The organism is Alteromonas aestuariivivens, assembly GCF_003367475.1.
Taxonomy (GTDB): domain Bacteria; phylum Pseudomonadota; class Gammaproteobacteria; order Enterobacterales; family Alteromonadaceae; genus Alteromonas; species Alteromonas aestuariivivens.
The window spans coordinates 101,431-125,761 of record NZ_QRHA01000007.1 but is presented as its reverse complement, the minus strand read 5'-3'; the positions used below and the strand labels follow the sequence as shown (position 1 = coordinate 125,761).

The window sequence follows — 24,331 nt, the reverse complement described above, 5'->3', positions numbered from 1 at the left end:
CCGTGAAAGACGAAAAAAGCAAGTTAGAAAAAATAACGAAAAGTTTATTCCGGAATCGCCACCGCGTATGCAATACAGAGAAAGAAACGAACCGAAAAAAGTGTGTGCGAATTTGGGTGGCAAGCCCCCAGCCACATCCCGGCACATGAGTCGTCTGCTGCGGCTGCTCCCTTCCAGGCCTGACCGGGTTCACAGAGTATCATTGCGAGAGGACCGAAGGCCTACCATTGAAACTGTGCAGGCGAAGAAAAAAACTTCGCCCTGAATGAGGGGCGCATTATGCCGACTCATTCACAAACTTTCAAGCCTTGCTACCGAATCGCTCCACAGCAATTTGGTTGGCAATACGGTTAGTTGCCATATTCGCTTGTTCCGAGCGGACAAAAATCTCCCTGAGTGTTTCGCCAATTCTTTCAATGTGCTCTCGCAATGCCTGATTGGAGGAATTTCCTATGCGCTGATGATAAATATCAATTACACCACCGGCATTGATCACGTAGTCAGGTGCATAAAGGATCCCATGGTGACGAAGTAAGTCACCCATTTCTTCCCGCGCCAATTGATTGTTGGCAGCCCCGGCTACCACCTTGGCGCGGATAGTTGGTAGTGTTTCATCATTAATGGTCGCTCCCAGAGCACAAGGTGCAATCACATCCACATCTGTGGCATAAATGTCTGCAGGGTCCACTGCAATGGCACCAAACTCAGCCACTGCCCGCTCAACACCTTCGCGATAAATGTCGGTGACAACCAGCTCAGCTCCGGCATGATGCAAGTGTTTCGCTAACCGGTAGCCAACATGCCCCATACCCTGAATTGCTACCCGAACACCTTTCAAATCCGTCCTCAGTGCATGCTCAACTGCCGCACGCAAACCAACAAACACCCCGTAAGCAGTAGAAGGAGCCGGATTTCCATCGGCCGTCTCACCGGCGTAATGATACTGCGCCTTTACACCAGCAATGTACTGAGAATGTTCTGCCATTTGTTGTAAGTCGCTTACCGCTATGCCTGAATCCTCTGCAGTAAAATACTTACCACCCAACGAATCCACGAATTTCCCCATCGCCGCCATCATTTCTGGGGTTTTATCTCTGCGCGGATCGCCAATAATGACCGATTTTCCGCCGCCCAGAGCCAAATTTGCCATCGCAGCCTTATAGGTCATCCCCTTAGATAACCTCAGAACATCGTTAAGGGCTTCGCTGCTATTGACATAAGGCCACATTCTGCATCCGCCCAAAGCCGGACCAAGATTGGTGTTGTGAACCGCAATGATCGCGCTTAGTCCAGCTTTTTCATCGTGATAAAAAGCAACGTGTTCATGGTTGTCGAATTCTGGGTGATCAAATACGGACATAGGTTCTCGAAGAGTGGTAATTTTGCAATATGGTACTAAAAGTATTCGAGGACGTTTTTTGCGTCCTGAAGGACGAGATTATAAAAACGTAAAATTTCATCATCGAAGAATGATTCTTATCTAGGATGGCTATCCTAGTTTTATTTTTATTATATAATGCACATCATAACTATCGTGGATTAGCTTGGAATGAAACTCGACAAATTTGATCGTGAAATTCTCCATGTCCTGCAGCAGGACGCGACCGTCTCAATGGCAGACCTCAGCCAGCGAGTTGGATTGTCTCACACCCCTTGCTGGCGCAGAGTAAAGCGCATGGAGGCAGACGGCATCATATTGCGTAAGGTCACCTTGTTAAACAGCAAAAAGCTCAACCTTGGTGTGTCGGTATTTATTTTCGTTACGTTAAAGAACCACGATGGTGACTCTCTTACAGATTTTGAGAATGCGGTTCAGTCAATCAACGAAATCGTTGAATGTCATACCACCAGCGGAGAGAAAGATTACCTTCTCAAAGTGGTGGTAGAAAGTATTGAAGAATATGAATATTTGCTGAAGTCAAAGCTGACACATTTGCCTCTTGTCGACCATCTGAGTTCAACATTTGCACTCAAACAGGTAAAGAATACGACTGAGCTTCCAATTAAAAATCCGTAACCGAGAATCAAGGGAGGGTGCGATTAAGCACTATTCCTCTTGATCACTGAGCATCAGGCTGGTTTTCCGGCCTGGCTCGGGCAAAAGCTTCCAGTTCCTCACAGTGATGCCAAATGCGATTAATCAAGGGGAACTGTTCCATGTTAACACCGAACCGAATTGCATTATAAACCTGCGGAACCAGGCATACGTCTGCCAGAGTTACATTAAAATCAAAGCAATATTTTCCTGCCTGGGTTTGAAGCCGCTTCTCAATGCCACTAAAACCCTTTTCAATCCAGTTAGCGGCCCAGATTCTCACCGCTTCATCACCCGCGTCGAATTGCTCGCGTAAACGATTGAGCACTCTCAGGTTTGCCAGCGGCTGTATATCGCAGGCAATATCCTGCGCCAGACCGCGGACCCTAGCCTTATCTGATGCATGCTCCGGCAACAGAGGAAACGGCTCCGGATAGCGTTCATTGATAAATTCCACTATGCTCATAGACTGATTGAGAATGAGATCCTCATCCTCATCAACCAGAGTAGGAACCAGTTCAGCCGGGTTTAGCCCTTGATAATCAGGAGAGTGCTGTTGCCCGCCTTCGCGCACCAGGTGCACCGGAACATATTCGTATTCCAAGCCTTTAAGATTGAGCGCAATACGTACGCGGTAGGTGGCTGAAGAACGCCAATAGCCATACAATTTCAAATTCATTCAGCCCCTCCAATGCCTTTCACGGGCACACTTTGTCTATAAACCTTAGGGCGCTTCAGCTTCAAAACGCCTAACCTTTTGCTCAATGGCACCAAAAATACTTCGCCCAGATGCATCCAGCATTTCGATTCGGACGGTGTCACCAAATTTCATAAACTCCGTTGACGGCCTGCCATCACGAATGGTCTCTATCATCCGAACTTCGGCTATACATGAATACCCTGCTCCACCGTCTGCGATGGCAGACCCGAAGTCAGTTCCCTGCTTGTTGGATACCGTCCCAGAGCCTATTATGGCACCAGCTTTCAAATGTCGGGTTTTTGCTGCATGGGCAATAAGTTGCGCAAAATTAAACGTCATGTCCTTGCCAGCATTCGGCCTGCCAAACAGTTTGCCGTTGTAAGTCGTCAGTAAGGGTAAGTGTAGCTTGTTATCCTGCCAGCAGTCCCCCAACTCGTCGGGCGTCACGGCAACAGGAGAGAACGAAGATGCAGGCTTGGACTGGAAAAAGCCGAAACCTTTCGCCAGTTCTTGGGGAATAAGCCCACGCAACGAAACATCATTCACTAACATAAGCAGGCGAATATTGCCTGCCGCTTTCTCCTCAGTAACCCCCATCGGCACATCACCGGTCACTACAGCGACTTCAGCTTCAAAATCAATACCATGCTCCTCACTGGGAAGCACGATATCTGCTCGTGGAGCAATGAAGTCATCCGACCCTCCCTGATACATCAAAGGGTCGGTCCAGAAGCTTTCGGGCATCTCAGCCCCTCTCGCCCTGCGCACCAGTTCCACATGGTTAACGTACGCACTGCCATCCGCCCACTGATAAGCTCTGGGCAACGGAGAATGGCACCGCTCAGGCTCAAAAATCTGACTCAGCACCGTACCATCGTTGAGCGCATCATAACGCTGCTGCAGTTTGGGCTCGACGTTGTCCCAGTCGTCCAAAGCCTGCTGCAAGGTTGGCGCGATATCCGAAGCGTCACAGATTCGGCCCAAATCTCTGGAAACCATCATCAGTTGACCATCACGGGTATTATTGTGATAACTCGCCAATTTCATCGTTCACTGAACTCCGCGGTTTGGTTAAGCTGGCTTCGCCAGCTGTTTACGTAATTAGGGTTTTCCACTGCCAGCGCTGCCTCCCCGATATTCAATGCGTCACGGGTATCCAGCATCACAGCAACCTCTTCGGCAAAAGTTTTTTCGCTGGCTTCAGCGGATTGAAACGCTTTGGGATGAGGCCCGTGAGTAAACCCCGCTGGATGAAAGGTCACCATCCCACGTTCGATATTGTCCCGGCTGAAGAAATCTCCCCGGTGATAAAACAGAACTTCATCGTAATCATCATTGCTGTGATAGAAAGGCACTTTTAGCGCTCCGGGGTCGCTCTCTATTGGCCGTGGAACAAACGTACACACTACAAAGCGACTCGCTACGAATGTTGTATGGACAGACGGTGGAAGATGGTATCGATGACTCATCAGGGGCCGGATATCCCGCCAGTTAAGCCTTACTACCGACAGTTCTCCATGCCAGCCCTGGGCATCAAGAGGATTAAAGGGATAGGATATATACGACAGTTTTTCATGCCGCTTTACAACGATTTTCCAGGGATTCTCATCCTGTTGTTGCAAAAACCGGCTATCTATCTTCGGTGTATCCAATACTGCCGGATCAAATATTGCGTGCCCCCCCAACATGCCTTTTTCCGGCAGCTGATAACTGTCATTGGTCGCTTCAATCATCAAAATTGACATCGGAGAATGGGGTTCCAGTCTCCACATAGTGGATCTTGGCAACACCACATAATCCCCTTCGCGAATATACAGTCTGCCGTAATCACAATACAGTTCCCCTTCGCCCTCATGTATGAACATCAGTTCATCACCGTCGGCATTGCGCACCAGAAATGTCATGTTGGACTTGCACTGCCACAACCGGTACTGGCAGTACGGATTATGCAAAATTGTTGGTGCCGTAAACGGATTCGGTTCATCAGACTGGTGCCCTGACACATCCAACCGATTGAGATCAAAAGCTCGCGGGCGCAACTCCCCCTCCCATGAAATCCAGTCAGTTGGAGGATGCTTGTGATGCATATGAGTTGCCGGACCAAAAAAACCTTCCCGGCCAATCTCGCGCTCAAATTTTGCCTCAGCAGGAAGATCTGCGTGAGCCTGGCGGGAATGGGTACCCTGTGCTGCTGGTAGGCGGATCCAGTTACGCATTTTCCTGCTCTTCCGAAATGACACCACGGCGAATTTGGTCAAGTTCTATGGATTCAAACAAGGCTTTAAAGTTGCCCTCACCAAATCCCTCATTGCCTTTACGCTGAATAATTTCAAAAAATACCGGGCCGATAACGGTATCGGTAAATATTTGCAGCAAAATACCGTCTTTTAGCGGGGCACCATCAATAAGTATGCGCAACTCCCGCAATTCATCCAGATCTTCCCCATGGCCGGGCACGCGCGCATTGACTCCCTCATAATAGGTTTCCGGTGTATCCATAAAGTTCAGACCTCGAGACTTTAGATCTCTTACCGTTGCGTAAATATCCTCGGTTGACAGTGCAATGTGCTGTATTCCCTCACCATTGTACTGCTTGATAAACTCTTCAATCTGAGACTTATCGTCAGAAGATTCATTTATCGGAATGCGAATTTTTCCACATGGCGATGTCATAGCCTTGCTGACCAAACCGGTTAATTTTCCTTCAATATCGAAATACCGAATCTCGCGAAAATTACCGACGCGTTCGTAAAAATCTGCCCACACCGCCATATTTCCCCGGCGCACGTTGTGAGTTAGGTGATCAATCACAAGTAGCCCGGAATCGGCGGTTGCCATTTTTTCGCGCCAGCCCGGATAGAAGTTAAAATCAACGTCGTAGATGCTGGTGTCACCATAGCGATCAACAAAATACAATGTGCTCTCACCAATTCCATAGACTGCGGGAATATTCAGTTCCATAGGCCCGAGATTTCCGACAAACTGCTTTGCACCGTGATTCAATGCATGCTCAAGTGCCTTACCGGCATCTCTAACCCGAAAAGCCATACCGCAAACACTGGGCCCTCTGAGTCTTGCAAATTCCTCTGCCTGGGATGCGGGTTCTGCGTTGACAATAAAATTAATGTCACCCTGCCTGAACAGCCATACCCGCTTGGATTTATGCTGAGCGACCTCGGCAAACCCCAAAGACTCAAACAATTGTTTCAACGCTTTAATGCCGCTTTCATCGGCAGCGGTATATTCAACAAACTCAAAGCCGTCTGTCCCGAGGGGATTGAATGTGGATGATGAATCTGGCGCAGACATAACTCAGCCCCTTCTAATTAACAATCTGTTTTCACAATAAACAACATTATTAACAATCAGGGAAGCAGGGGCCGGAAGTGCACCTCAATCTGCATTGCTGAGTCGGTGTACAGTTGAATTGACATTTGGGAGCAAACAACTCTCAGGGCAACATGACCGCCGCCTGCAGAGGAATAGGGTGTAATTAATACATTACACCCAGTACTTACAGCTTTACGGTCGCCTTGTTAATGCCATATTCTCTGAGCTTATTGGCAATTGCGGTGTGACTCAGCCCCAGCTTTTTGGCCAATTGCCGTGTACTGGGGTAAGAAGGGTACAGGCGCCTGAGTAAATCTTTTTCGAATTTTTTTACTTCTTCGTCCAAAGTGCCTTCAAAGTTTTCGTCAATGTAACTCAGACTGGGTGTGCAACTGGGAAGCTGAATGTCTTCCTTGGTAATTTCATTGCCGTCCAATAATGAAAGCGCCCGGTACAAGGCATTCTGCAGTTGCCTGACGTTGCCAGGCCAAGGGTACAGCTGCAGGTATTCCACACAGGATTTACTCAGCTTAGCAGGTCTGCGGCCCAGTTTATTGCTATGCTGTACGATAAACGATTCAGCCAACGCAACAATGTCTGCGCGACGCTCCTTCAGCGAAGGCACCACCAGGCTTAATACATTCAGACGGTAGTAGAGTTCTTTACGGAACTTACCTTCTTCCACCAGTTGCCCCAAATCTCTGCAGGTTGTACAGATAAACCGCACATCTACAGACACTGGTTTGTCGCCGCCAACCCGTCTGTACTCTCCGTTTTCCAAAACTCGTAACAATTTTGCCTGAAGCTGAGGGGACATGTCGGCGATTTCGTCCAGCAGTAAGGTTCCTCCTGCAGCGAGTTCCAGCAACCCAGCCTTGCCTACCGGCTGATTAAACGCACCTGCGGCATAACCAAAAAGTTCGCTTTCTGCCACGCTGTCTGGCAACGAAGCACAATTGAGGGCCAGAAACTCACCACTGCTTCGACGACTGGCCTGATGGCAGGCCCGGGCGATCATTTCTTTACCAGTGCCAGTCTCACCGAATATCAGGATCGGTGCATCAAGATCTGCCACTCGCTTCGCATCGTTGATGGCTTTATGCATGGCAGGAGAATGAGTTACGAAACGGTCAAAACTGTTGGATTCAGTTTGATGAAACGCGGTGAATTGCTGTCCAAGCCGAATTTCAGACTTAAGCATCACCACAGCGCCGGCAAGAATGGTGTTTTCGCCTCCGTCCGGCACGACTATCGGCAACAAATCCGCCAGATAATCCTGCTGAACGAACTGCACTTTCGTAGTTTGCGCCTGGGGAGCACCAGCCTCCAGCCAGCGGTGAAAATTAAACCCTTTCACCCATTCAGAGATTTCTGTAGCTTCCAATTCAATAAATGGCATTTCCAGACTGCTGGTCACAGCATCATTGCACATCAGAATTGCACCTCTGACGTCTACCGAGAACACCGGGTCTGGCAATGTTCGTAAAATCGCTGCCAGTTGGTTACGCTCCCTCTCACCGGGCATAAAGGGGGTTGTTTTTACATCGTCGATACCATTTATTCGACGAATTTTTGGCATCAAATGCTGAAAGTCAGCAAACTCAATATTAGGGAAGTTCAAGAAAATTTTGCCCCCCTCATCAATTTCAATTCCGCGTAAATCGATGTTGTGAGCCACCAGAATGTCCAGCACATCCTGCGTGATGCCTAATCTGTCCTGACAGGAAATTTCTAAGCGCATAACCATGTTTGATTGTAAAGGTATTTTTACAGAATATCACATTTTTGTAACTAAGAAAGTCGGTCAGTGGAGAATTCATTACCCTGACCAGCGTATTAGTGTTCGATACGGGGTCAGGTTTTCTGTCAGCAATTCAGCTGGCTTGTCGTTTAGGGGGGAATCTGGGTACAAACAGCCCTAACCGTTTGGCCTGTTGCACCAAAGCCATAATGTCAGACTGCGCCAAATGGAATAGCTGTTCGAAATCTGCAAGCACATAGTAGAGGGGCTGCATAATATCGATTCGGTAAGGGGTTCTCATTGCCTCAACCGGATTTAACGGCAAACGCAAAGGTTGATTACTTTCAAGCGCATAGACTGTTTCTCCAGGCGAAGAAAGTATACCACCTCCGTAAATTCTCAACCCTTCAGCACTGGTAACGAGACCAAACTCCACTGTAAACCAGTAGAGTCGTGCGAGAATTACCCGATCTTCCTTACTCGCGGCTAAACCTAACTTTCCATAGGTATGAGTAAAATGTGCAAAAGCCGGGTTGGTAAGCAACGGACAGTGCCCAAATACTTCGTGAAAAATATCCGGTTCCTGCAGGTAGTCGAAATCTTCCCTGGAACGAATGAAAGTAGCAACCGGAAACTGCCTGTTTGCTAGCAACCGGAAAAACTCGGAAAAATTGATCAGGGCGGGTACCTGGACCGTTGTCCAGCCTGTGGCCTGTTCCAGTGCACTATTGACATGGGGTAATTGTGGAATCTGATCAGGAGGCAAATCGAGCAATTTTAGCCCGGACAAAAATTGCGGGCAGGCCCGCCCCCGTATTACCTCAATCTGACGACAATACAAGTCTGACCAAATACGATGTTCGTCTTCGGTCCAATGTATAAATCCCAGTGCATCCGCCTGTCTGGAAAGATACTTTGATTCCTTCATCACTAAATTACCGCTCAGTCATTTCCGTTAGGTTGAGTCTAAAACGATTTGACCGCAGAAAAAGTAGCTGGGTAAATCCAACCCTCCCAATAGCTGTAACAGGATTTTTACATTTAATGTGAAACTGAAGGCGAAAAACTAAAAAAGACAGCAACTTGCTGTCTTTTTAGTCTTCATAATCGGGAAACCGGATCTAAAGGCGACTTATTTCGCGATTTAGTTGATATTCCTTTGAGGTTACGTATTTTTCCATTTTCCGCAGCCTATGTTCTGCGTCAGAAAAACGTTTACTTATATCATGGAATGCCTGGCGAGGAGGTTCACCTGCCTGCCAAACCTTGGTTTTCACCTCTACCTTTTGACTACTCTGCTCACCACTGCGGTTGCGCCAACCCTTTCCGGATTGCTGAAAAACGAAACCTGAAGCAGCTCTTGGCTGGTTTAATGGTTGTTTGTCCAATATAAACCAACACGCAATGTAGGCTACCAGCATGAAGGGCCCTGCCAGGAGGAAAAAGCCTGTTACGAACAGTATTCGTACCAACCAGCGTTCGATGCCGAAATAATTGGCAACGCCCGCACAGACACCGGCAATCCTGGCATGCTCGGTATCCCTGTAAAGAGCCTTGGTTGTATTCATGCCCGATTCCTCCACTCCGGAGCCTCGCTGTCCAAAATTGCTTCCAGTGTTTGAATTCGGTCAGCCATTTTTTCAGCTTTGTCGGCCAGTTCCTGCAATGACGCATACTCTTCCGAACTCAGCCCCTGATTCACCTGTTTTTTGCTTCGATAATGCAAAATCAGCCAGATGGGCGCTACAAAGATCATGAAAATAATCAGTGGCGCAATTATTAAGGCGACGATTCCCTCTTCCATTTTTTTACCTCCTCTAACAGACGGTGAGTGTCACATCGGCGGCCCCTGAGGCCCCCGTGTGAGTGAACAACCTATTTTTTTGATGTCGCCTTACTTGGCTTTTTGCTTCCCTGCACTTTTGCTTTTAGTGCAGCCAGCTCTTCATCAATCTTATCACCGCCTTCTAATTCAGCAAATTCGTCATGCAAGGTCTTCTTGCCAAGATCGTATGCTTCGACCTGAGATTCAAGATCATCAATCTTGCGTTCGTATTGCTCGAACCGGCCCATCGCTGCATCAACCTTACTGCTGTCCAGAGTGCGCTTAACTTCCAGACGCGAGCTGGCTGTTTTCTGACGCATGATAATGGCTTTTTGACGGCTTTTCGCATCCGCCAGTTTTTCCTGCAACTGACCAATTTCGTCCTGCAGTTTCGAAATTTGCTCTTCTACTACCTCAAGTTCCCTGGCCAGTGCATCAGCTGCCTCGCTGGACTTTTTCTTTTCCTGCAACGCTGCCCGTGCCAGATCCTCCCTGTCCTTGCTCAAAGCCAGTTCGGCCTTTGACTGCCAGTCTTCAGCGTCTGACTGGTACTTACTGATCTGAGCCACAATTTCTTTCTTACTTGCCAAAGTCTTGGCAGAAGCAGACCGCACTTCTACCAAAGTGTCTTCCATTTCCTGAATAATCAGACGAACCATTTTCTCCGGATCTTCTGCCTTATCCAGCAAAGCATTAATATTCGAATTCACAATATCGGTGAAACGCGAGAAGATACCCATAATCATTACCTCACACTCGAGTTAAAAAACATGCCCGTTGGCAATATCTGGGAGTTTTATATTCAATAACCCTGCCAACCTAAAAGAATTTTTAACCCACTGTTAAATAAAGTGTTTTTAGAGGTAAAATAACTATCGAACCGGAACCATTTTTCATCTACACTAATAATTGGTCGATATGACTAATTTTTGAGGAAATAAATGAGTAGATTTCGCCAACAAGATAATTTGTTGGGCCAGGCCAACAGTTTTTTGGAAGTCCTCGAGCAAATCTCGCAAATTGCGCCTTTGAACAAACCCGTCTTGGTGATCGGTGAACGCGGAACGGGCAAGGAGTTGATCGCAGCCCGTCTGCATTTTTTGTCTCAGCGCTGGGACCAGAATTACATCAAACTCAATTGTGCGGCTTTAAACGAAAATTTGCTTGAAAGTGAACTTTTTGGCTATGAAGCGGGCGCTTTTACCGGCGCCGCCAAGCGACGTGAAGGGCGATTTGAGGTTGCTCATAACGGTACGCTTTTTCTGGATGAGTTGGCGAACACATCCGGCCTGATTCAGGAAAAGTTGCTCAGAGTAATAGAGTACGGTGAATTTGAGCGGGTGGGTGGCACCAAAACACTTAAAACTGACGTGCGGTTAATTGCCGCCACGAACGAAGACTTGCCGTCGCTCGCTGAAGCCGGGGAGTTTCGGGCTGATTTGCTTGATCGCCTGGCCTTTGACGTTATCACCATCCCGCCTTTGCGTCACCGGCGGGAAGATATTCTGTTGCTGGCAGAACATTTTGCCATCAATATGGCACGTGAGCTCGAGATGGAACTTTTCAGTGGTTTCACCGAGAAAGCCCGTCGTACACTGCTGGATTATGACTGGCCCGGTAATATTCGGGAACTCAAAAACGTTATAGAACGGGCAGTTTACCGATGCAACAATCCCCATCTGCCGGTTCATGAAATCATCCTGAATCCATTTGAATCGGATTACCGTCCGACTTCACGAATAAAAACTCAGGATAGGATGGTATCGGTTGCAAATGAAGCCCCGCAAACACAGGCCAGCGGCACAAATGGAGAAAGTCAGGTATCCGCGCCTTTGGTGTCACTTCCGGAGGCCAGATCACTCAACTTTCCCATTGATCTGAAAGAGCGATCGCAGCAATACGAAATAGACATGATCCGCCATGCATTGACAGACAGCCAGTTCAACCAGAAAAAAACCGCAGAAAAACTGAGCCTTACCTACCATCAGTTGAGAGGTTATCTGAAAAAGTACAATCTGCTGGATTCCGCTTCTGAGGAACAGGAGTCACTTTGATGAAATCAACCGGGTGGGTCGCTAATACGTGCAAAGGGCTTGCAACAATTGCTCTTCTTTCCGCACTGCCAGCCTGCACCGAACACCGTCAGGATCCCTTTTATCAAACAGGTCTGGTGTACTGTTCTGAAAGTAACCCGGTAAATTTCAATCCACAGTTGGATACCTCAGGCACTACCGCCGATGCCACGGCCCACCAGATATACGGACGCCTCTTGGATTTTAATCCCGATTCGGGGCGTATTATGCCGAGCCTGGCGAGTAGCTGGATGATTTCTGAAGACGGACTGACTTACACATTTCAATTGCGTCGGGATGTCCAGTTTCATGCCACCGACTATTTCACGCCGAGCCGAAATTTCAATGCTGAAGACGTGATTTTCAGCATCAATCGCTGGAGAGTTCCTGAACATCCCTATCATCAGGTTTCCGGAGGTCGCTACCCCTATTTTGAAAGTCTGGGCCTGGCCGACAATATTGCTGATGTAAAGCAATTGAACAAATACCGGGTACAGATATCCCTGAATAATCGGGACAGTTCCTTCCTGTCGAATCTGGCGACCGATTTTTCAGTGATCCTCTCAGCCGAGTATGCCGCACAAATGATGGTAGCCGGTACACCCGAGCGGGTTGATTATTTCCCGGTTGGAACTGGCCCGTTCAAATTTGAAAGTTATCGCAAGGACCATTTCATCCGGTATCAACGCCATGACGAATTTTGGGGCAACCTGAATACGGCTGACCGTCTGATTTTCGACATTACGCCCAAAAGTTCGCTGAGGCTGGCCAAGCTGATAACCAGTGAATGTGATGCCATTGCCTTTCCTGCCCAGACGGAACTGGATATTATTCGCAACCGCCCTAACCTGGAACTGGCTGAAAAGCCTGGGCTTAATATAGGATTCTGGGCATTCAACACTCAACGTCCTCCCTTCGATAATCCGGATGTGAGGCGGGCTCTGGCTTTTGCTATCGACAAAAATACGCTACTCGAAGCCGTCTATTTTGACGGAGCAACAAGAGCCAAAACGCTTCTCCCTGCAGCAAGCTGGGCCTACCAGAGCGATGCAGACGACACGGCTTACAACCCGGTTTTGGCAAGAAATCTGCTGGATGACGCTGGTGTGGAAGAAGGCTTTACCATGACAATCTGGGCGATGCCGGTAGAGCGTGCATACAATCCCAATGCGGCGAAAATGGCCGAACTGATTCAACGCTACCTGGCCAACGTGGGTATTCGGGCAAACATAGTCACCTACGACTGGACCACATTCCGGCGTCACTTGCGGGAGGGGCTGCACGATTCTGTGCTGATTGGCTGGTCAGCAGACAATGGTGACCCGGACAATTTTTACCGGCCTTTGCTCAGTTGTGATGCCATTCCCTCCGGCACCAATCGCGCAATGTGGTGCAACGAGGACTACGACCGGCTTCTCAATCAGGCTCTGGCAACAGACGACATCGTAAAGCGTCGTGCCATCTATCAGCAGTTGAATCGGTTGCTTTACGAAAGGCTACCCATTGTTCCCATAGCGCATGCGTATCGTTATCAGGCTTATCGCACCGAACTGCAGGGTATGACCATTAATCCCTACGGTGGCGTCAGATTTGGCGGAGTGAGTAAAACACTGTGATAAGCGCAATGATTAGATATACCACACTGTTTGTCCTGACCTTGCTGGTTCTGGCTGCGTTGTCATTTTCACTCGCTTATCTGTTTCCGGGGGACGTACTGGTTAATCTTACCGGGATCACCCCACAAAACGACATTCAGCGAAGCGCCCTGATTCAACAATACAGGCTGGATCAGCCTTATATCGTCCAGTTTGCTTTTTACTTACAGCAGTTAGTCACCGGTAACTGGGGCTACAGTTTCATATCGGGTTTACCGCTTAGAAATGAAGTGGCCATCGCGTTGCCGGCCACCATAGAACTCAGTGCCTATGCAATGCTGATTGCAGTTATTGTTGGTGTTCCATTAGGTTGCTATGCAGGCCTACGCAGCTACTCCACGGCAGACTATGCCATTAATACCGGCAGCATACTGAGTTACTCTTTTCCGGTTTTCTGGCTGGCCCTGGTGTTTATTCTGGTCTTTAGCCTGGAATTGGGCGTGGCCCCCTTGTCCGGGAGAGTCAGCTTGCTGTTTGACGTCCCACATCGCACCGGGTTCGTGTTGCTGGATATTCTGCTGGCCGATGGCATTAATAGAAAGCTGGCATTTACCGACGCATTACACCACCTGTTACTGCCCACACTTTCGATTGCCCTGATAAGCACCGCAGCCATGATCAGGCTTACCCGCCGTTCGGTGATTGACGTACTCAATCGCCCATACATCACTGCGGCGCGTTCGCGTGGGCTTTCCAAGTGGCAGATATTTTTCCGTCACATTCTGAGAAATGCGCTGCTGCCAATTTTACCTCTAATGGCGATGCAAATTACGACACTGATCACCAACGCAATGATTGTGGAAACCTTATTTTCATGGCCAGGCATTGGTAACTGGCTGATCCAGGCCATCTATCAGCGTGACTACCCTGCATTGAGAATAGGTATGCTGGCTGTATCGTCGGTAGTCATTACTCTGACCATTACCATCGATTTGATTAACCGATTGATTGATCCAAGCAGGGAAAAATTCGAACGTGCCACAGTTTAGTCTCTACGAAGAAGAATTCCAGCCCTCTCCCTGGCAACAGACCTGGCGGGAGTTCAGGACAAGTCACGCCGCGTTTATTGGCCTGTTTATCTTAGGTCTGTTTGTCTGTTTTGCCCTTTTTGCTCCGTTAGTCGCCCCCTATGATCCCATTGCACAGAATATTGATGCTTTGATGATCCCGCCCAGCTGGAACATGAACGGTACCATCTCACACCTGTTCGGTACCGACTCACTGGGAAGGGATCTGTTCTCACGCATTGTTTACGGCTGCCGGGTCACTCTGGGAAGCAGCCTGCTTCTGGTCCTGGTTGCATTAATGACAGGCGTAACAATTGGCACCATTGCCGGTATGCTGCGGGGCGTGCGTTCAAGCATCGTAAACCACCTTCTGGATGCCCTGATGGCAATCCCTACCCTGCTTATCGCGATCATCATAGTTGCCATACTCGGTACCGGCCTGGTAAACAGCATGTGGGCCATAACACTGGCACTGACTCCACAATTCATTCACCACACCCGTTCTTTCGTGCGTAATGAAATGAAGAAGGAATACATTCTGGCTTCCAAGCTGGATGGAGCAAATCACTGGCAACTGTTTTTTCACTCCATACTCCCAAATATGATTGAAATGCTGGTGGTTCAGGGGACACTTGCGCTGTCGATTGCGGTTATCGACATTTCAGCACTGGGTTTTTTAAATCTTGGCGCTCAACCACCGCTACCGGAATTAGGTGCAATACTGGCTGACGGGCTGGATGTAGCGTACCTGGCTCCCTGGAACGTAGCTCTGCCCGGGCTGGCGATTTTCCTCATTGTACTTTCAATTAATGTAGTGGGAGACGGCTTGCGGTCTGCCCTCAGAAAAAGGTTGAGCCGATAATGCCGATGCTGGACATAAAAAACCTGACGCTGGAAATTGATACCGGGACCAGCAGAGTAAAAGCTTTGGACAAAGTAAGCCTTACCGTCAACAGCAGTGAGATTCGGGCATTGGTAGGTGAATCAGGCTCGGGAAAGAGCCTGATCGTTTCAGCCATCAGCGGCTCGTTACCGTCTAACTGGCACATTACTGCTGACCGTATGAGTTGGCAGGGCCAAAGCCTGCTCAGCATGTCCTCTGCCGAACGCAGGGAAGTTATGCGAAGAGATATCGCTGTGGTCTTTCAGCACCCCATATCGGCACTGGACCCGTCTGCCACGCTTGGAGAACAACTCGAGGAAAGTATCCCCGATGAATTTGTCGAGGGTTCCTGGTTCTGGCAACGAAAGCAAAGCCGGCGCAGCACCGCCATCAGCACTCTGCATAAAGTGGGTATAAAACAACACCAGCAATACCTGAGTGCCTACCCACACCAGATTTCAACGGATATCGGTCAAAAGTTCATGATTGCCATGGCACTGATATCCCAGCCCAAATTATTGATCGCCGACGATCCAACCCGTGGTATGGAAACCACCACCAAAACTCAGTTGCTCAAACTGTTTACCCGTTTGAATCAAACAAAAGCGCTGGCGATTCTGTTTGTCAGCCATGATTTGCTGGCCATTGCGAGTATGTCCCATACCATGACTGTACTGTACTGTGGCCAGACCGTGGAATCCGGCAATATGAAGCATCTGCGCAAACGCCCCCTTCATCCTTATACCAAGGCCTTACTTGACAGTGCACCGAGCTTTCGTAACGATTTGCCACCCAAGTCGACACTGCCCACGTTACCCGGAACCATCCCAACGCTGCAACATCTTCCGATTGGCTGCCGGCTTGGGCCCCGCTGCCCGCGGGCACAGAGGGATTGCGTTATAACGCCGGTGGTACGACGCATACATGATCACAATTACTCGTGCCATTTCCCGTTGCACATGGAGAAACTATGAACGAGGTCATGCGGGTTTCCGACCTGGTGTTTGAACACAGCCGTAAAAAACGCTGGCTCAAAAAACCGGAAATATTTCGTCTGGGGCCCATCGAACTGTCTGTACAAAGAGGCGAAACAGTCGCTATCATCGGAGAAAACCGTGCTGGCAAGTCACTGCTGGCTAAAATGCTGGTAGGCACCATTGCCGCCGACAGCGGCGAAATTTGTCTCAACAGCCAGCGCTACAATGCTGCCCAGACTCCATCACCCAAAAGCCACCATCGCAGCAATGACATCCGCATGATATTTCAGCACAGCAGTGAAGCGATGAACCCAGGGATCACTGTTGGGAAAATATTGAACGAACCATTAAGGCTGAACACCAATCTGGACGAGGTGGAGTGCAAACAGCTGATTGAAAATACATTGGTTAAGGTGGGTCTGCTAAGAGAGCATTACTTTTTTTACCGCCACATGCTCTCTGACGGCCAGCAGCAGCGTGTTGCACTGGCCAGGGCCATTATTCTTCAACCCAAAATTCTGGTTGCCGATGAGCCTTTTGCAGCGCTTGACCCATCCATACGCTCACAGACAGTCAATTTGATCCTGCAACTGCAAAAAGAACTGGGCCTGGCATTCATTTTTATTTCCCACAACCTCGGTATCGTCCGTCACCTGGCTGACAAGGTGATAGTCATGGAAAACGGTCAGATTGTAGAATCCGGGAAAACCGAGACCATCTTTCGATGGCCTCAGCATCCGATGACCAAAAAGCTGATTTTGTCTTATCAGTCTTTGGTTCCACAACAGACCCTTCGCTAACCAACCAGCGAAAGCAGAATACCGGCTGCAACTGCCGACCCAAGGACACCCGCCACATTGGGTCCCATTGCGTGCATCAGCAAAAAGTTATGCGGATTGGCTTCCAGCCCAACCTTGTTCACGACCCTTGCCGCCATGGGCACCGCGGATACGCCCGCAGCGCCTATCAGCGGATTAATACCACCGCTGATCCTGTTCATCAGTTTTGCCATTAATACCCCTGCAGCAGTACCTATTGCAAAAGCGATAGCGCCAAGAGCCAGTATGCCGAGTGTTTCAACGGTGAGAAATTTCTCAGCCGATAACTTGGAGCCCACCGCCAAACCAAGAAAAATGGTTACCACATTTATCAATTCGTTTTGAGCAGTCTTACTGAGCCTGTCTACCACGCCACATTCTTTCATCAGATTACCCAGGCAGAACATTCCTACCAAGGGGGTCGCGGAGGGCAAAAACAGAATGGTCATAAACAGCACGGCAAGCGGAAAGATGATTTTTTCCCGCATTGATACATGCCGAAGCTGCGCCATTTGAATTTGCCGTTCCTCTTTAGACGTTAACGCTTTCATAATAGGTGGCTGAATAATGGGTACCAATGCCATATACGAATAGGCCGCCACAGCAATTGCACCCAGTAATTCAGGAGCAAGCCGGGAAGCAAGAAATATTGCTGTTGGCCCGTCCGCACCACCAATAATGGCAATGGCGCTGGCGTCTTTGAGGGTAAATTCGAAGCCGGGGACAAAATTAAGCGCAATTGCCCCAAACAACGTAGTAAAGATCCCAAACTGAGCAGCGGCGCCCAGCAACAACATTTTGGGATTTGCTATCAGTGCACCAAAGTCTGTCATGGCGCCCACTCCCATAAAAATCAGCAGTGGAAAAACGCCAGTATCAATACCCACCTTGTAAATGTAATACAACAGCCCGCCGGCTTCGGAAAATCCGGCCAGCGGAATATTGGTCAGTAATGCACCAAACCCAATCGGCAACAGCAGAAGGGGCTCAAACTTTTTGACGATAGCAAGGAAGAGCAACAGGCACCCTACCGCCATCATGACCAGTTGGCCGGGCTGAAAATGAGCCAGCGCTGTGCTGTCCCACAGAACAAGAATCTTTTCCATACCCGCTACCCCAGTTCGATCAGTGACTGACCACTGGTAACGGCAGCACCTTCGGCGACCAGCACACTGCTGACGATACCGTCATAGGCACTGCGGATCTCGGTTTCCATTTTCATCGCTTCCAGAATCATCACAACGTCACCGTTGGCTACACTGTCACCTTCAGCTACCAGTACTTTAAATACTGTACCTGCCAATGGAGCATCAATGGTTGCACCAACGGAACCGGTGTGTTGCTCGGGTGTGCTCTGTGAAACTGGCGGCGCGGTTTGCGGGGTTATACCACTTAAGGTGCCGGATGCCCCAACTTCCACGCTGTAGATTTTACCGTCTACCTTAACATCATAAACCGCAGAGCCGGACTGGCTCACAGTTTGGCCCTTGGTCTGCTCTACTGGTTCAGGTTGCTGGGTACCGGGGGCTGGCTCAAACGCATCAGGATTGTCTCTGTTTTGCAGAAATTTGAGACCGACCTGTGGAAACAGGGCGTAGGTCAGAACGTCATCCACCTTCTCGCTGGCAAGACGAATGCCTTTATCCGCTGCAAGTTGCTCCAGCTCTTCAGACAGCGTCTGCAACTCTGGCTTTAACAAGTCTGCCGGGCGACAGGTTACCGGCTCTTCGCCATCCAGCACGCGTTTTTGCAGTTCAGCATTCACCGCGGTAGCCGTCGCACCATACTCGCCTTTGAGCACCCCTGCGGTTTCCTTGGTAATGCTTTTGTATCGCTCCCCGGTGAGTACATTCAGCACTGCTTGGGTACCAACAATTTGGGATGTAGGGGTAACAAGCGGAATGTAACCCAGATCTTCACGCACTCTGGGAATTTCCTGCAACACCTCGTCAAACTTTTCAGATGCGCCCTGTTCCTTCAGCTGATTCTCCATGTTGGTCAACATACCTCCGGGTACCTGAGCCAACAGAATTCGGGCATCCACACCTTTCAGGCTACCTTCAAACTGACTGTACTTTTTACGTACTTCGCGGAAGTATCCGGCAATGTTTTCCAGTTCCGGCAAAGATAAACCGGTATCCCGCTCTGTGCCCTCAAGAATGGATACGATGGTCTCAGTCGCGGAATGGCCGTAGGTCATACTCATTGATGAAATCGCCGTATCCAGCATGTCAATGCCGGCATCAATGGCCTTCTGATACGTTGCGGTACTCAAGCCTGTGGTGGCGTGACACTGCATGGCAATCGGCACATCCACCGATGCTTTCAGACGAGTTACCAGCTCCTCACAGTCGTATGGCTTAAGCAATCCGGCCATATCTTTTATGCATATGGAATGAACGCCCATGTCTTCGAGCTGTTTGCCCAAATCCACCCAGGAATCCACACTGTGTACCGGGCTTACTGTGTAGGAGATGGTCCCCTGGGCATGGGCGCCACAGTTCACTGCAGCTTTCACTGCGGTTTCCAGATTGCGCACATCATTCATGGCATCGAAAATTCGAAATACGTCAACCCCGTTGTCGTGAGCCCGCTCTACAAATCGTGTTACTACATCGTCTGCATAATGGCGATAGCCCAGCAGATTTTGACCCCGCAGAAGCATTTGCTGTCTGGTGTTCGGCATTGCCTTTTTAAGCGCCCGAATTCGCTCCCACGGGTCTTCACCCAAATAACGAATACAGGCATCAAAGGTAGCGCCCCCCCAGGACTCAATGGACCAATACCCAACCTTATCCAGTTTTTCAGCGACAGGAAGCATATCTTCCAGGCGCATTCTGGTAGCCAGTAAAGACTGGTGTGCATCGCGCAGGACCAATTCAGTTAGGGCCAGTGGCTGTGCCTTAGGCTTGGACATGGTAACTCCTAGTGTGTTCTATTGGTTCTTTTTATGATGCGAGTGCACTGCTGCACTGATGGCAGCGACAACGTGATCGCTCAATCCGTGATCTGTCGAAGGTGATTTTGGCTTTGACGCTCTAAGCGGCGTTTGAGGTTCCTGACCGGGAAACTTGCGGCAGAACCATGCGATAAGGTTTATGCCAACAATGAGCAGCCCTAAAAACGCAAATACAACACACATGCCCACCACCAGAAGTGTTCCGGCTTCGAAGAGCAAGTCGTTAATGGATTCTGCTGCCATGCCAATTTCCGTTCAAGCAATTTTGAGATGTAGATAAGTAACATGTGAGCAGGGAAAACACAACTCCGAGCCCCGCCAAACTGAATAAAAAACCATTATGAGTGAATTAATTTTCATAATTAATGGTGTTTATGCAAAAACAGTAAGAAATGGTCGGGGCCTGTTGATCTTTGTTGTCTTGACAGGGTATCAGGCAATAGCCTTCCGGGAGATATCACAACAAACCGTCGAAAGGGCGAGCACAAAAAAGGCCCACCTGATGGTGAGCCTTTTCTGTAAATGGCGCGTGTGGAAGGATTCGAACCTCCGACCGCCTGGTTCGTAGCCAGGTACTCTATCCAGCTGAGCTACACACGCATAAAACGTACTTTTACAGTTTAGTGTAAAAGGTGGCAAAAATTAAGTGGCGCGTGCGGAAGGATTCGAACCTCCGACCGCCTGGTTCGTAGCCAGGTACTCTATCCAGCTGAGCTACGCACGCGCAAAACTTATGTTGGTTGCCACGCCAACGAAATCAAATGGCGGAGAGGGAGGGATTCGAACCCTCGATACCAGTAATAGGTATGGTTCCTTAGCAGGGAACTGGTTTCAGCCACTCACCCACCTCTCCGGAACAAACTTAACGTTTGACAACGTATCAGAGAGCTTCGTTTACGCTTTGAGCGTATTTAGATTATAACTTCCATAGAGCCTGAAACCCTACTCTCCCTTAGCTCGGGAGCGTTTTAATCCGCTCGGAGACCTCTCCTTAACGTGGAGCCGCAGTTTAATGATTCGCTCAGGGAAGTCAAACCTTTTTTAGCAGAATTAAGCACACCTGACGGCATTTTAGACAATAGGGCAAAAAAACACCAAGCCAGTACCAAACTAACCCCATGAGTCATGGAATTCATGTATGAGCACAGTAAAGGTGTGAAAATGGTAGATGGGTAAATTTCCGTCTCAGCTCAGCACAACACTCTTCACAATTGGCAGTTTGATGCTGAAACTAAAAAAGGCTGGTACAAACCAGCCTTTACTAACGTTTTGGTTACTCTTTATCTGGGCTGCCAGGCTGGCCACTCTTCTCCGCCTGGATGCGCATATAAATTTCTTCCCGGTGGACTGAGACTTCCTTTGGAGCGTTTACTCCAATACGCACCTGATTCCCCTTCACTCCAAGTACAGTCACGGTTACATCGTCACCAACCATAAGAGTTTCACCAACACGACGAGTCAATATAAGCATTCGCTTGCTCCTGATCCTTACTTAAGAACATATCCCTTGATTCCCGCCAGTCCACCGGCACGACCCGGTGCTGGCAACAGTGATTCCCTGTCTTTGTGTCACTTCAAAGACTCACCGTTTATTAACACAGAGAGGATTATAGCTTATCTGCCAACCAAGGGGTAACAGACTCAAGGGCAGAAGCCAGATTTTCTGGAGAATCACCGCCAGCTTGCGCCATATCGGGCCGACCACCACCTTTTCCACCCACCTGGGCGGCAACCATATTCACCAGCTCACCCGCTTTCACCTTATTGGTGAGACCCTGGGTTACACCGGCAATCAGATTAACTTTTCCATCTGCAGCAACTCCCAGCACCAGTACGCCTTCACCAATCCGGTTTTTTAAGTCGTCCATCATGCCACGCAGCGCTTTGGCCTCGACACCCTCCAACTGGGCAACCAGAACCTTCACGCCATTGATGTCCTTTGCCTGGCTGAGCATGTCAGCGCCCTGCTGGCTAACCAGTTTTTGCTTGGCGCTATTGAGCGCTTTTTCCAGTTCTTTGTTTTGTGTCTGCAAGCCGCAAACGCGTTCGTAAAGCCCCTGAGCATCCGTTTTTAACAAACCACCAAGCCTGTTCAACAGGCTTTGCTGGCTTTGGACGTAGGCAACGGCAGCTTCACCGGTTATTGCCTCTATGCGGCGCACGCCCGAAGCAATACCACTTTCAGCAATGATCTTGAAAAGGCCAATTTCACCGGTACGGGCTACGTGAGTTCCCCCGCACAGCTCAACCGAGAAGTTGCCCATGGTCACAACCCGAACCTTCTCATCGTATTTTTCACCAAACAGGGCCATGGCACCCGAGGCCTTGGCTTCATCCAACTCCATCAGTTCAGTATTTAACTGGTGGTTCGCACGAATTTCCTCGTTAACCCGTGCTTCAATGTGCTGCAACTGATCAGCGGTAACCCCTTCAAAATGGGAAAAGTCAAAACGCATTCGAGACGCTTCCACCAAAGAGCCTTTCTGGGTAACGTGTTCACCCAGAATTTCCCGCAGCGCGGCATGCAACAAGTGGGTTGCGCTATGGTTCTTTTTAATTGCATCACGGTTTGATGCATCCACCGTCGCGGTTACCGTTTCACCTTTGCGAATTTCACCGATAACTCTCCCTCTGTGAGCAAAAGCGTTACCCATCTTTTGGGTATCGGTGACCGCAAACTCACCATTGGCAACTTTCAGAATGCCCTTGTCACCAATCTGACCGCCGGATTCTGCATAAAACGGAGTCTGGTCAAGCACCACAACACCTTCCTGACCATCCTGAAGGCTGTCACATAACTGGTTGTCAAAAATCAGCTCGACAACCTTACCTTGCCCTTCCACTCCACTGTAACCCGTAAACTCGGTCTGCTGGTCGATGCGGAGCATTTCATTGTAATTGGTTCCGAACTGGCTGGCTTGCTGTGCCCGTTCACGCTGAGCCTGCATGGCCGCCTCAAATCCGGCTTCATCAATCTTCAAATCCTGTTCACGGGCAACGTCATTGGTAAGGTCAACCGGAAAACCATAGGTATCATAAAGTTTAAACACAACGTCGCCAGGTACAGTGTCGCCTTCAAGGCCGGCCAGTGTGTCGTTCAACATCGCCATACCGCGGGCAAGGGTCTTACTGAACTGCTCTTCTTCAACGCGCAATACTTTTTCAATCACCGGTTGTTGATCAACCAGTTCCGGGTAGGCCTGGCCCATTTCATTACACAGAGCTGCCACCAGTTTGTAGAAGAAAATGTCACTGGCGCCCAGTTTATAGCCATGGCGTACAGCCCGGCGAATAATGCGTCTCAGCACGTAGCCACGGCCTTCATTGCTTGGCATTACGCCATCACACACCAAAAATCCGCAGGAACGGATATGATCCGCAATCACCCGCAGGGATTTGTCTTCAAGATCAGTGGTGCCTACTACATCAGCAGCAGCTTTGATCAGGTTCTGGAACAGATCAATTTCATAGTTGCTGTGCACGTTTTGCATGATTGCAGAAATACGCTCAAGCCCCATGCCGGTATCGATAGACGGCTTGGGCAAGGGTTCCATGGTGCCATCAGACTGCTTGTTGAACTGCATGAAAACCAGGTTCCAGATCTCAATAAAGCGATCGCCATCTTCTTCCGGAGTACCGGGAGGGCCTCCCCAGATATGCGCACCGTGGTCGTAAAATATCTCAGAACAGGGGCCACAGGGGCCGGTATCGCCCATTGACCAGAAGTTATCTGAGGTATTGATACGGATAATTTTTTCTTTGGGAACACCAATGTGTTTTTCCCAGATATCGAACGCTTCGTCGTCTTCTGCGAATACGGTAACCAGCAACTTGTCTTTGGGCAGCTTTAATTCCTGGGTCAGGAAATTCCAAGAAAATTCAATCGCTTCCTTTTTAAAGTAATCACCAAAGCTGAAGTTACCCAGCATTTCGAAAAAGGTATGGTGACGTGCGGTATAACCCACATTTTCCAGGTCATTGTGCTTGCCACCGGCGCGCACGCAGCGCTGCGATGATACCGCCCGGCTATAGGAGCGCTTTTCGCTGCCAAGGAACACATCTTTAAACTGGTTCATACCGGCGTTGGTAAACAACAGGGTAGGATCATCTGCGGGTACCAGCGATGAACTTGCCACTGGCTGATGGCCATGTGTCTTGAAATAATCGATGAACTTTTGGCGAATGTCAGCAGTTGATAATGTCATTGAGATCCTAACTTCCTATTTCAAACAGTCACAATAGATGTTGATTCCGATTCGGCGTTCGATTCAGCCTGAGCCCGCTTTGGCATTCGGCCGGACATACCTTCCGGAAGGGCGCAACGATAGC

22 protein-coding genes, 3 tRNA genes and 1 other RNA gene are annotated in these 24,331 nt (G+C 49.1%); 7 read left to right on the top strand and 19 right to left on the bottom strand.

Translation table 11 applies throughout. The features are described 5' to 3' along the window. Positions 1-122: 122 nt before the first annotated feature. An RNA gene (gene ffs, locus DXV75_RS10935) (signal recognition particle sRNA small type) lies at positions 123-219 on the bottom strand. Positions 220-301: 82 nt separating this feature from the next. Then, positions 302-1,360 carry a Glu/Leu/Phe/Val dehydrogenase dimerization domain-containing protein gene (locus tag DXV75_RS10930; protein WP_115593458.1) on the bottom strand — a complete coding sequence of 353 codons (1,059 nt, stop codon included), beginning with the start codon at positions 1,358-1,360 and terminating at the stop codon, positions 302-304. Positions 1,361-1,549: 189 nt separating this feature from the next. Here DXV75_RS10930 and DXV75_RS10925 point away from each other — a divergent pair, with 189 nt between their 5' ends. Then, entirely contained in the window at positions 1,550-2,017 is a 468-nt protein-coding gene (locus tag DXV75_RS10925) for an Lrp/AsnC family transcriptional regulator (protein ID WP_115593457.1), read from the top strand. Between the two features lie 43 nt (positions 2,018-2,060). Here DXV75_RS10925 and maiA read toward each other — a convergent pair whose 3' ends face one another. The 9 genes from maiA to pspA all read right to left on the bottom strand — a co-directional run bounded on the left by maiA (position 2,061) and on the right by pspA (position 10,371). Further along, entirely contained in the window at positions 2,061-2,714 is a 654-nt protein-coding gene (gene maiA / locus DXV75_RS10920) for a maleylacetoacetate isomerase (RefSeq protein ID WP_115593456.1), read from the bottom strand. 45 nt (positions 2,715-2,759) lie between these two features. Continuing rightward, the gene (locus tag DXV75_RS10915; protein WP_115593455.1) at positions 2,760-3,782 is read right to left on the bottom strand and encodes a fumarylacetoacetate hydrolase family protein; all 1,023 of its coding nucleotides are present in this window, start codon (positions 3,780-3,782) and stop codon (positions 2,760-2,762) included. Beyond that, the gene (locus DXV75_RS10910; RefSeq protein WP_115593454.1) at positions 3,779-4,951 is read right to left on the bottom strand and encodes a homogentisate 1,2-dioxygenase; all 1,173 of its coding nucleotides are present in this window, start codon (positions 4,949-4,951) and stop codon (positions 3,779-3,781) included. The genes DXV75_RS10915 and DXV75_RS10910 overlap by 4 nt, the downstream gene beginning before the upstream one ends. Beyond that, on the bottom strand, positions 4,944-6,044 hold the full coding sequence (gene hppD, locus DXV75_RS10905; protein WP_115593453.1) for a 4-hydroxyphenylpyruvate dioxygenase: 1,101 nt from the start codon (positions 6,042-6,044) through the stop codon (positions 4,944-4,946). The genes DXV75_RS10910 and hppD overlap by 8 nt, the downstream gene beginning before the upstream one ends. Positions 6,045-6,249: 205 nt before the next feature. Further along, on the bottom strand, positions 6,250-7,806 hold the full coding sequence (gene tyrR, locus DXV75_RS10900; protein ID WP_115593598.1) for a transcriptional regulator TyrR: 1,557 nt from the start codon (positions 7,804-7,806) through the stop codon (positions 6,250-6,252). Positions 7,807-7,939: 133 nt separating this feature from the next. Continuing rightward, positions 7,940-8,734 (bottom strand): phenylalanine 4-monooxygenase, encoded by a 795-nt coding sequence (phhA, locus tag DXV75_RS10895; RefSeq protein WP_425451700.1) that lies wholly within the window; start codon positions 8,732-8,734, stop codon positions 7,940-7,942. A 193-nt stretch (positions 8,735-8,927) separates the two neighbouring features. Then, positions 8,928-9,374 (bottom strand): envelope stress response membrane protein PspC, encoded by a 447-nt coding sequence (gene pspC, locus DXV75_RS10890; protein WP_115593451.1) that lies wholly within the window; start codon positions 9,372-9,374, stop codon positions 8,928-8,930. Next, positions 9,371-9,610 (bottom strand): envelope stress response membrane protein PspB, encoded by a 240-nt coding sequence (gene pspB / locus DXV75_RS10885; RefSeq protein ID WP_115593450.1) that lies wholly within the window; start codon positions 9,608-9,610, stop codon positions 9,371-9,373. Before pspB ends, pspC begins: the two co-directional genes overlap by 4 nt. Positions 9,611-9,681: 71 nt before the next feature. Then, positions 9,682-10,371, bottom strand: a complete 690-nt coding sequence (gene pspA / locus DXV75_RS10880; RefSeq protein ID WP_115593449.1) for a phage shock protein PspA — start codon at positions 10,369-10,371, stop codon at positions 9,682-9,684. A 201-nt stretch (positions 10,372-10,572) separates the two neighbouring features. On the opposite strand from pspA, the gene pspF reads away from it, so the two are divergent. The 6 genes from pspF to DXV75_RS10850 are packed head-to-tail and all read left to right on the top strand — an operon-like array spanning position 10,573 to position 17,025. Continuing rightward, on the top strand, positions 10,573-11,685 hold the full coding sequence (gene pspF / locus DXV75_RS10875; RefSeq protein ID WP_115593448.1) for a phage shock protein operon transcriptional activator: 1,113 nt from the start codon (positions 10,573-10,575) through the stop codon (positions 11,683-11,685). After that, positions 11,685-13,319: an ABC transporter substrate-binding protein gene (locus DXV75_RS10870; RefSeq protein WP_115593447.1), complete on the top strand. Its 1,635-nt coding sequence runs from the start codon at positions 11,685-11,687 to the stop codon at positions 13,317-13,319. Before pspF ends, DXV75_RS10870 begins: the two co-directional genes overlap by 1 nt. 8 nt (positions 13,320-13,327) lie before the next feature. After that, entirely contained in the window at positions 13,328-14,347 is a 1,020-nt protein-coding gene (locus tag DXV75_RS10865; protein WP_181898405.1) for an ABC transporter permease, read from the top strand. Further along, positions 14,334-15,227, top strand: a complete 894-nt coding sequence (locus DXV75_RS10860; protein WP_115593446.1) for an ABC transporter permease subunit — start codon at positions 14,334-14,336, stop codon at positions 15,225-15,227. The genes DXV75_RS10865 and DXV75_RS10860 overlap by 14 nt, the downstream gene beginning before the upstream one ends. Further along, entirely contained in the window at positions 15,227-16,222 is a 996-nt protein-coding gene (locus tag DXV75_RS10855; protein WP_115593445.1) for a peptide ABC transporter ATP-binding protein, read from the top strand. Before DXV75_RS10860 ends, DXV75_RS10855 begins: the two co-directional genes overlap by 1 nt. Beyond that, a complete protein-coding gene (locus DXV75_RS10850; protein ID WP_115593444.1) occupies positions 16,219-17,025 on the top strand; it encodes an ATP-binding cassette domain-containing protein in 807 nt (268 codons plus the stop codon). Before DXV75_RS10855 ends, DXV75_RS10850 begins: the two co-directional genes overlap by 4 nt. On the opposite strand, the gene DXV75_RS10845 is transcribed toward DXV75_RS10850, so the two are convergent. From DXV75_RS10845 to alaS, 8 genes are all read right to left on the bottom strand, one after another. Then, complete coding sequence (locus tag DXV75_RS10845) at positions 17,022-18,149, bottom strand: sodium ion-translocating decarboxylase subunit beta (protein ID WP_115593443.1); 1,128 nt, start codon at positions 18,147-18,149, stop codon at positions 17,022-17,024. The genes DXV75_RS10850 and DXV75_RS10845 overlap by 4 nt on opposite strands. Before the next feature lie 5 nt (positions 18,150-18,154). Further along, a complete protein-coding gene (gene oadA / locus DXV75_RS10840; RefSeq protein ID WP_115593442.1) occupies positions 18,155-19,960 on the bottom strand; it encodes a sodium-extruding oxaloacetate decarboxylase subunit alpha in 1,806 nt (601 codons plus the stop codon). Between the two features lie 18 nt (positions 19,961-19,978). Further along, the gene (locus DXV75_RS10835; protein WP_115593441.1) at positions 19,979-20,245 is read right to left on the bottom strand and encodes an OadG family protein; all 267 of its coding nucleotides are present in this window, start codon (positions 20,243-20,245) and stop codon (positions 19,979-19,981) included. 280 nt (positions 20,246-20,525) lie between these two features. Beyond that, positions 20,526-20,602: transfer RNA gene (locus tag DXV75_RS10830), tRNA-Arg, on the bottom strand. A 47-nt stretch (positions 20,603-20,649) separates the two neighbouring features. Continuing rightward, a tRNA-Arg gene (locus DXV75_RS10825) sits at positions 20,650-20,726 on the bottom strand. A gap of 38 nt (positions 20,727-20,764) precedes the next feature. After that, positions 20,765-20,855: transfer RNA gene (locus DXV75_RS10820), tRNA-Ser, on the bottom strand. Positions 20,856-21,275: 420 nt separating this feature from the next. After that, positions 21,276-21,473, bottom strand: coding sequence for a carbon storage regulator CsrA (csrA, locus tag DXV75_RS10815; protein ID WP_115593440.1), 198 nt, complete (start codon positions 21,471-21,473; stop codon positions 21,276-21,278). 136 nt (positions 21,474-21,609) lie between these two features. Then, positions 21,610-24,207 carry an alanine--tRNA ligase gene (gene alaS / locus DXV75_RS10810; protein ID WP_115593439.1) on the bottom strand — a complete coding sequence of 866 codons (2,598 nt, stop codon included), beginning with the start codon at positions 24,205-24,207 and terminating at the stop codon, positions 21,610-21,612. Positions 24,208-24,331 lie beyond the last annotated feature (124 nt).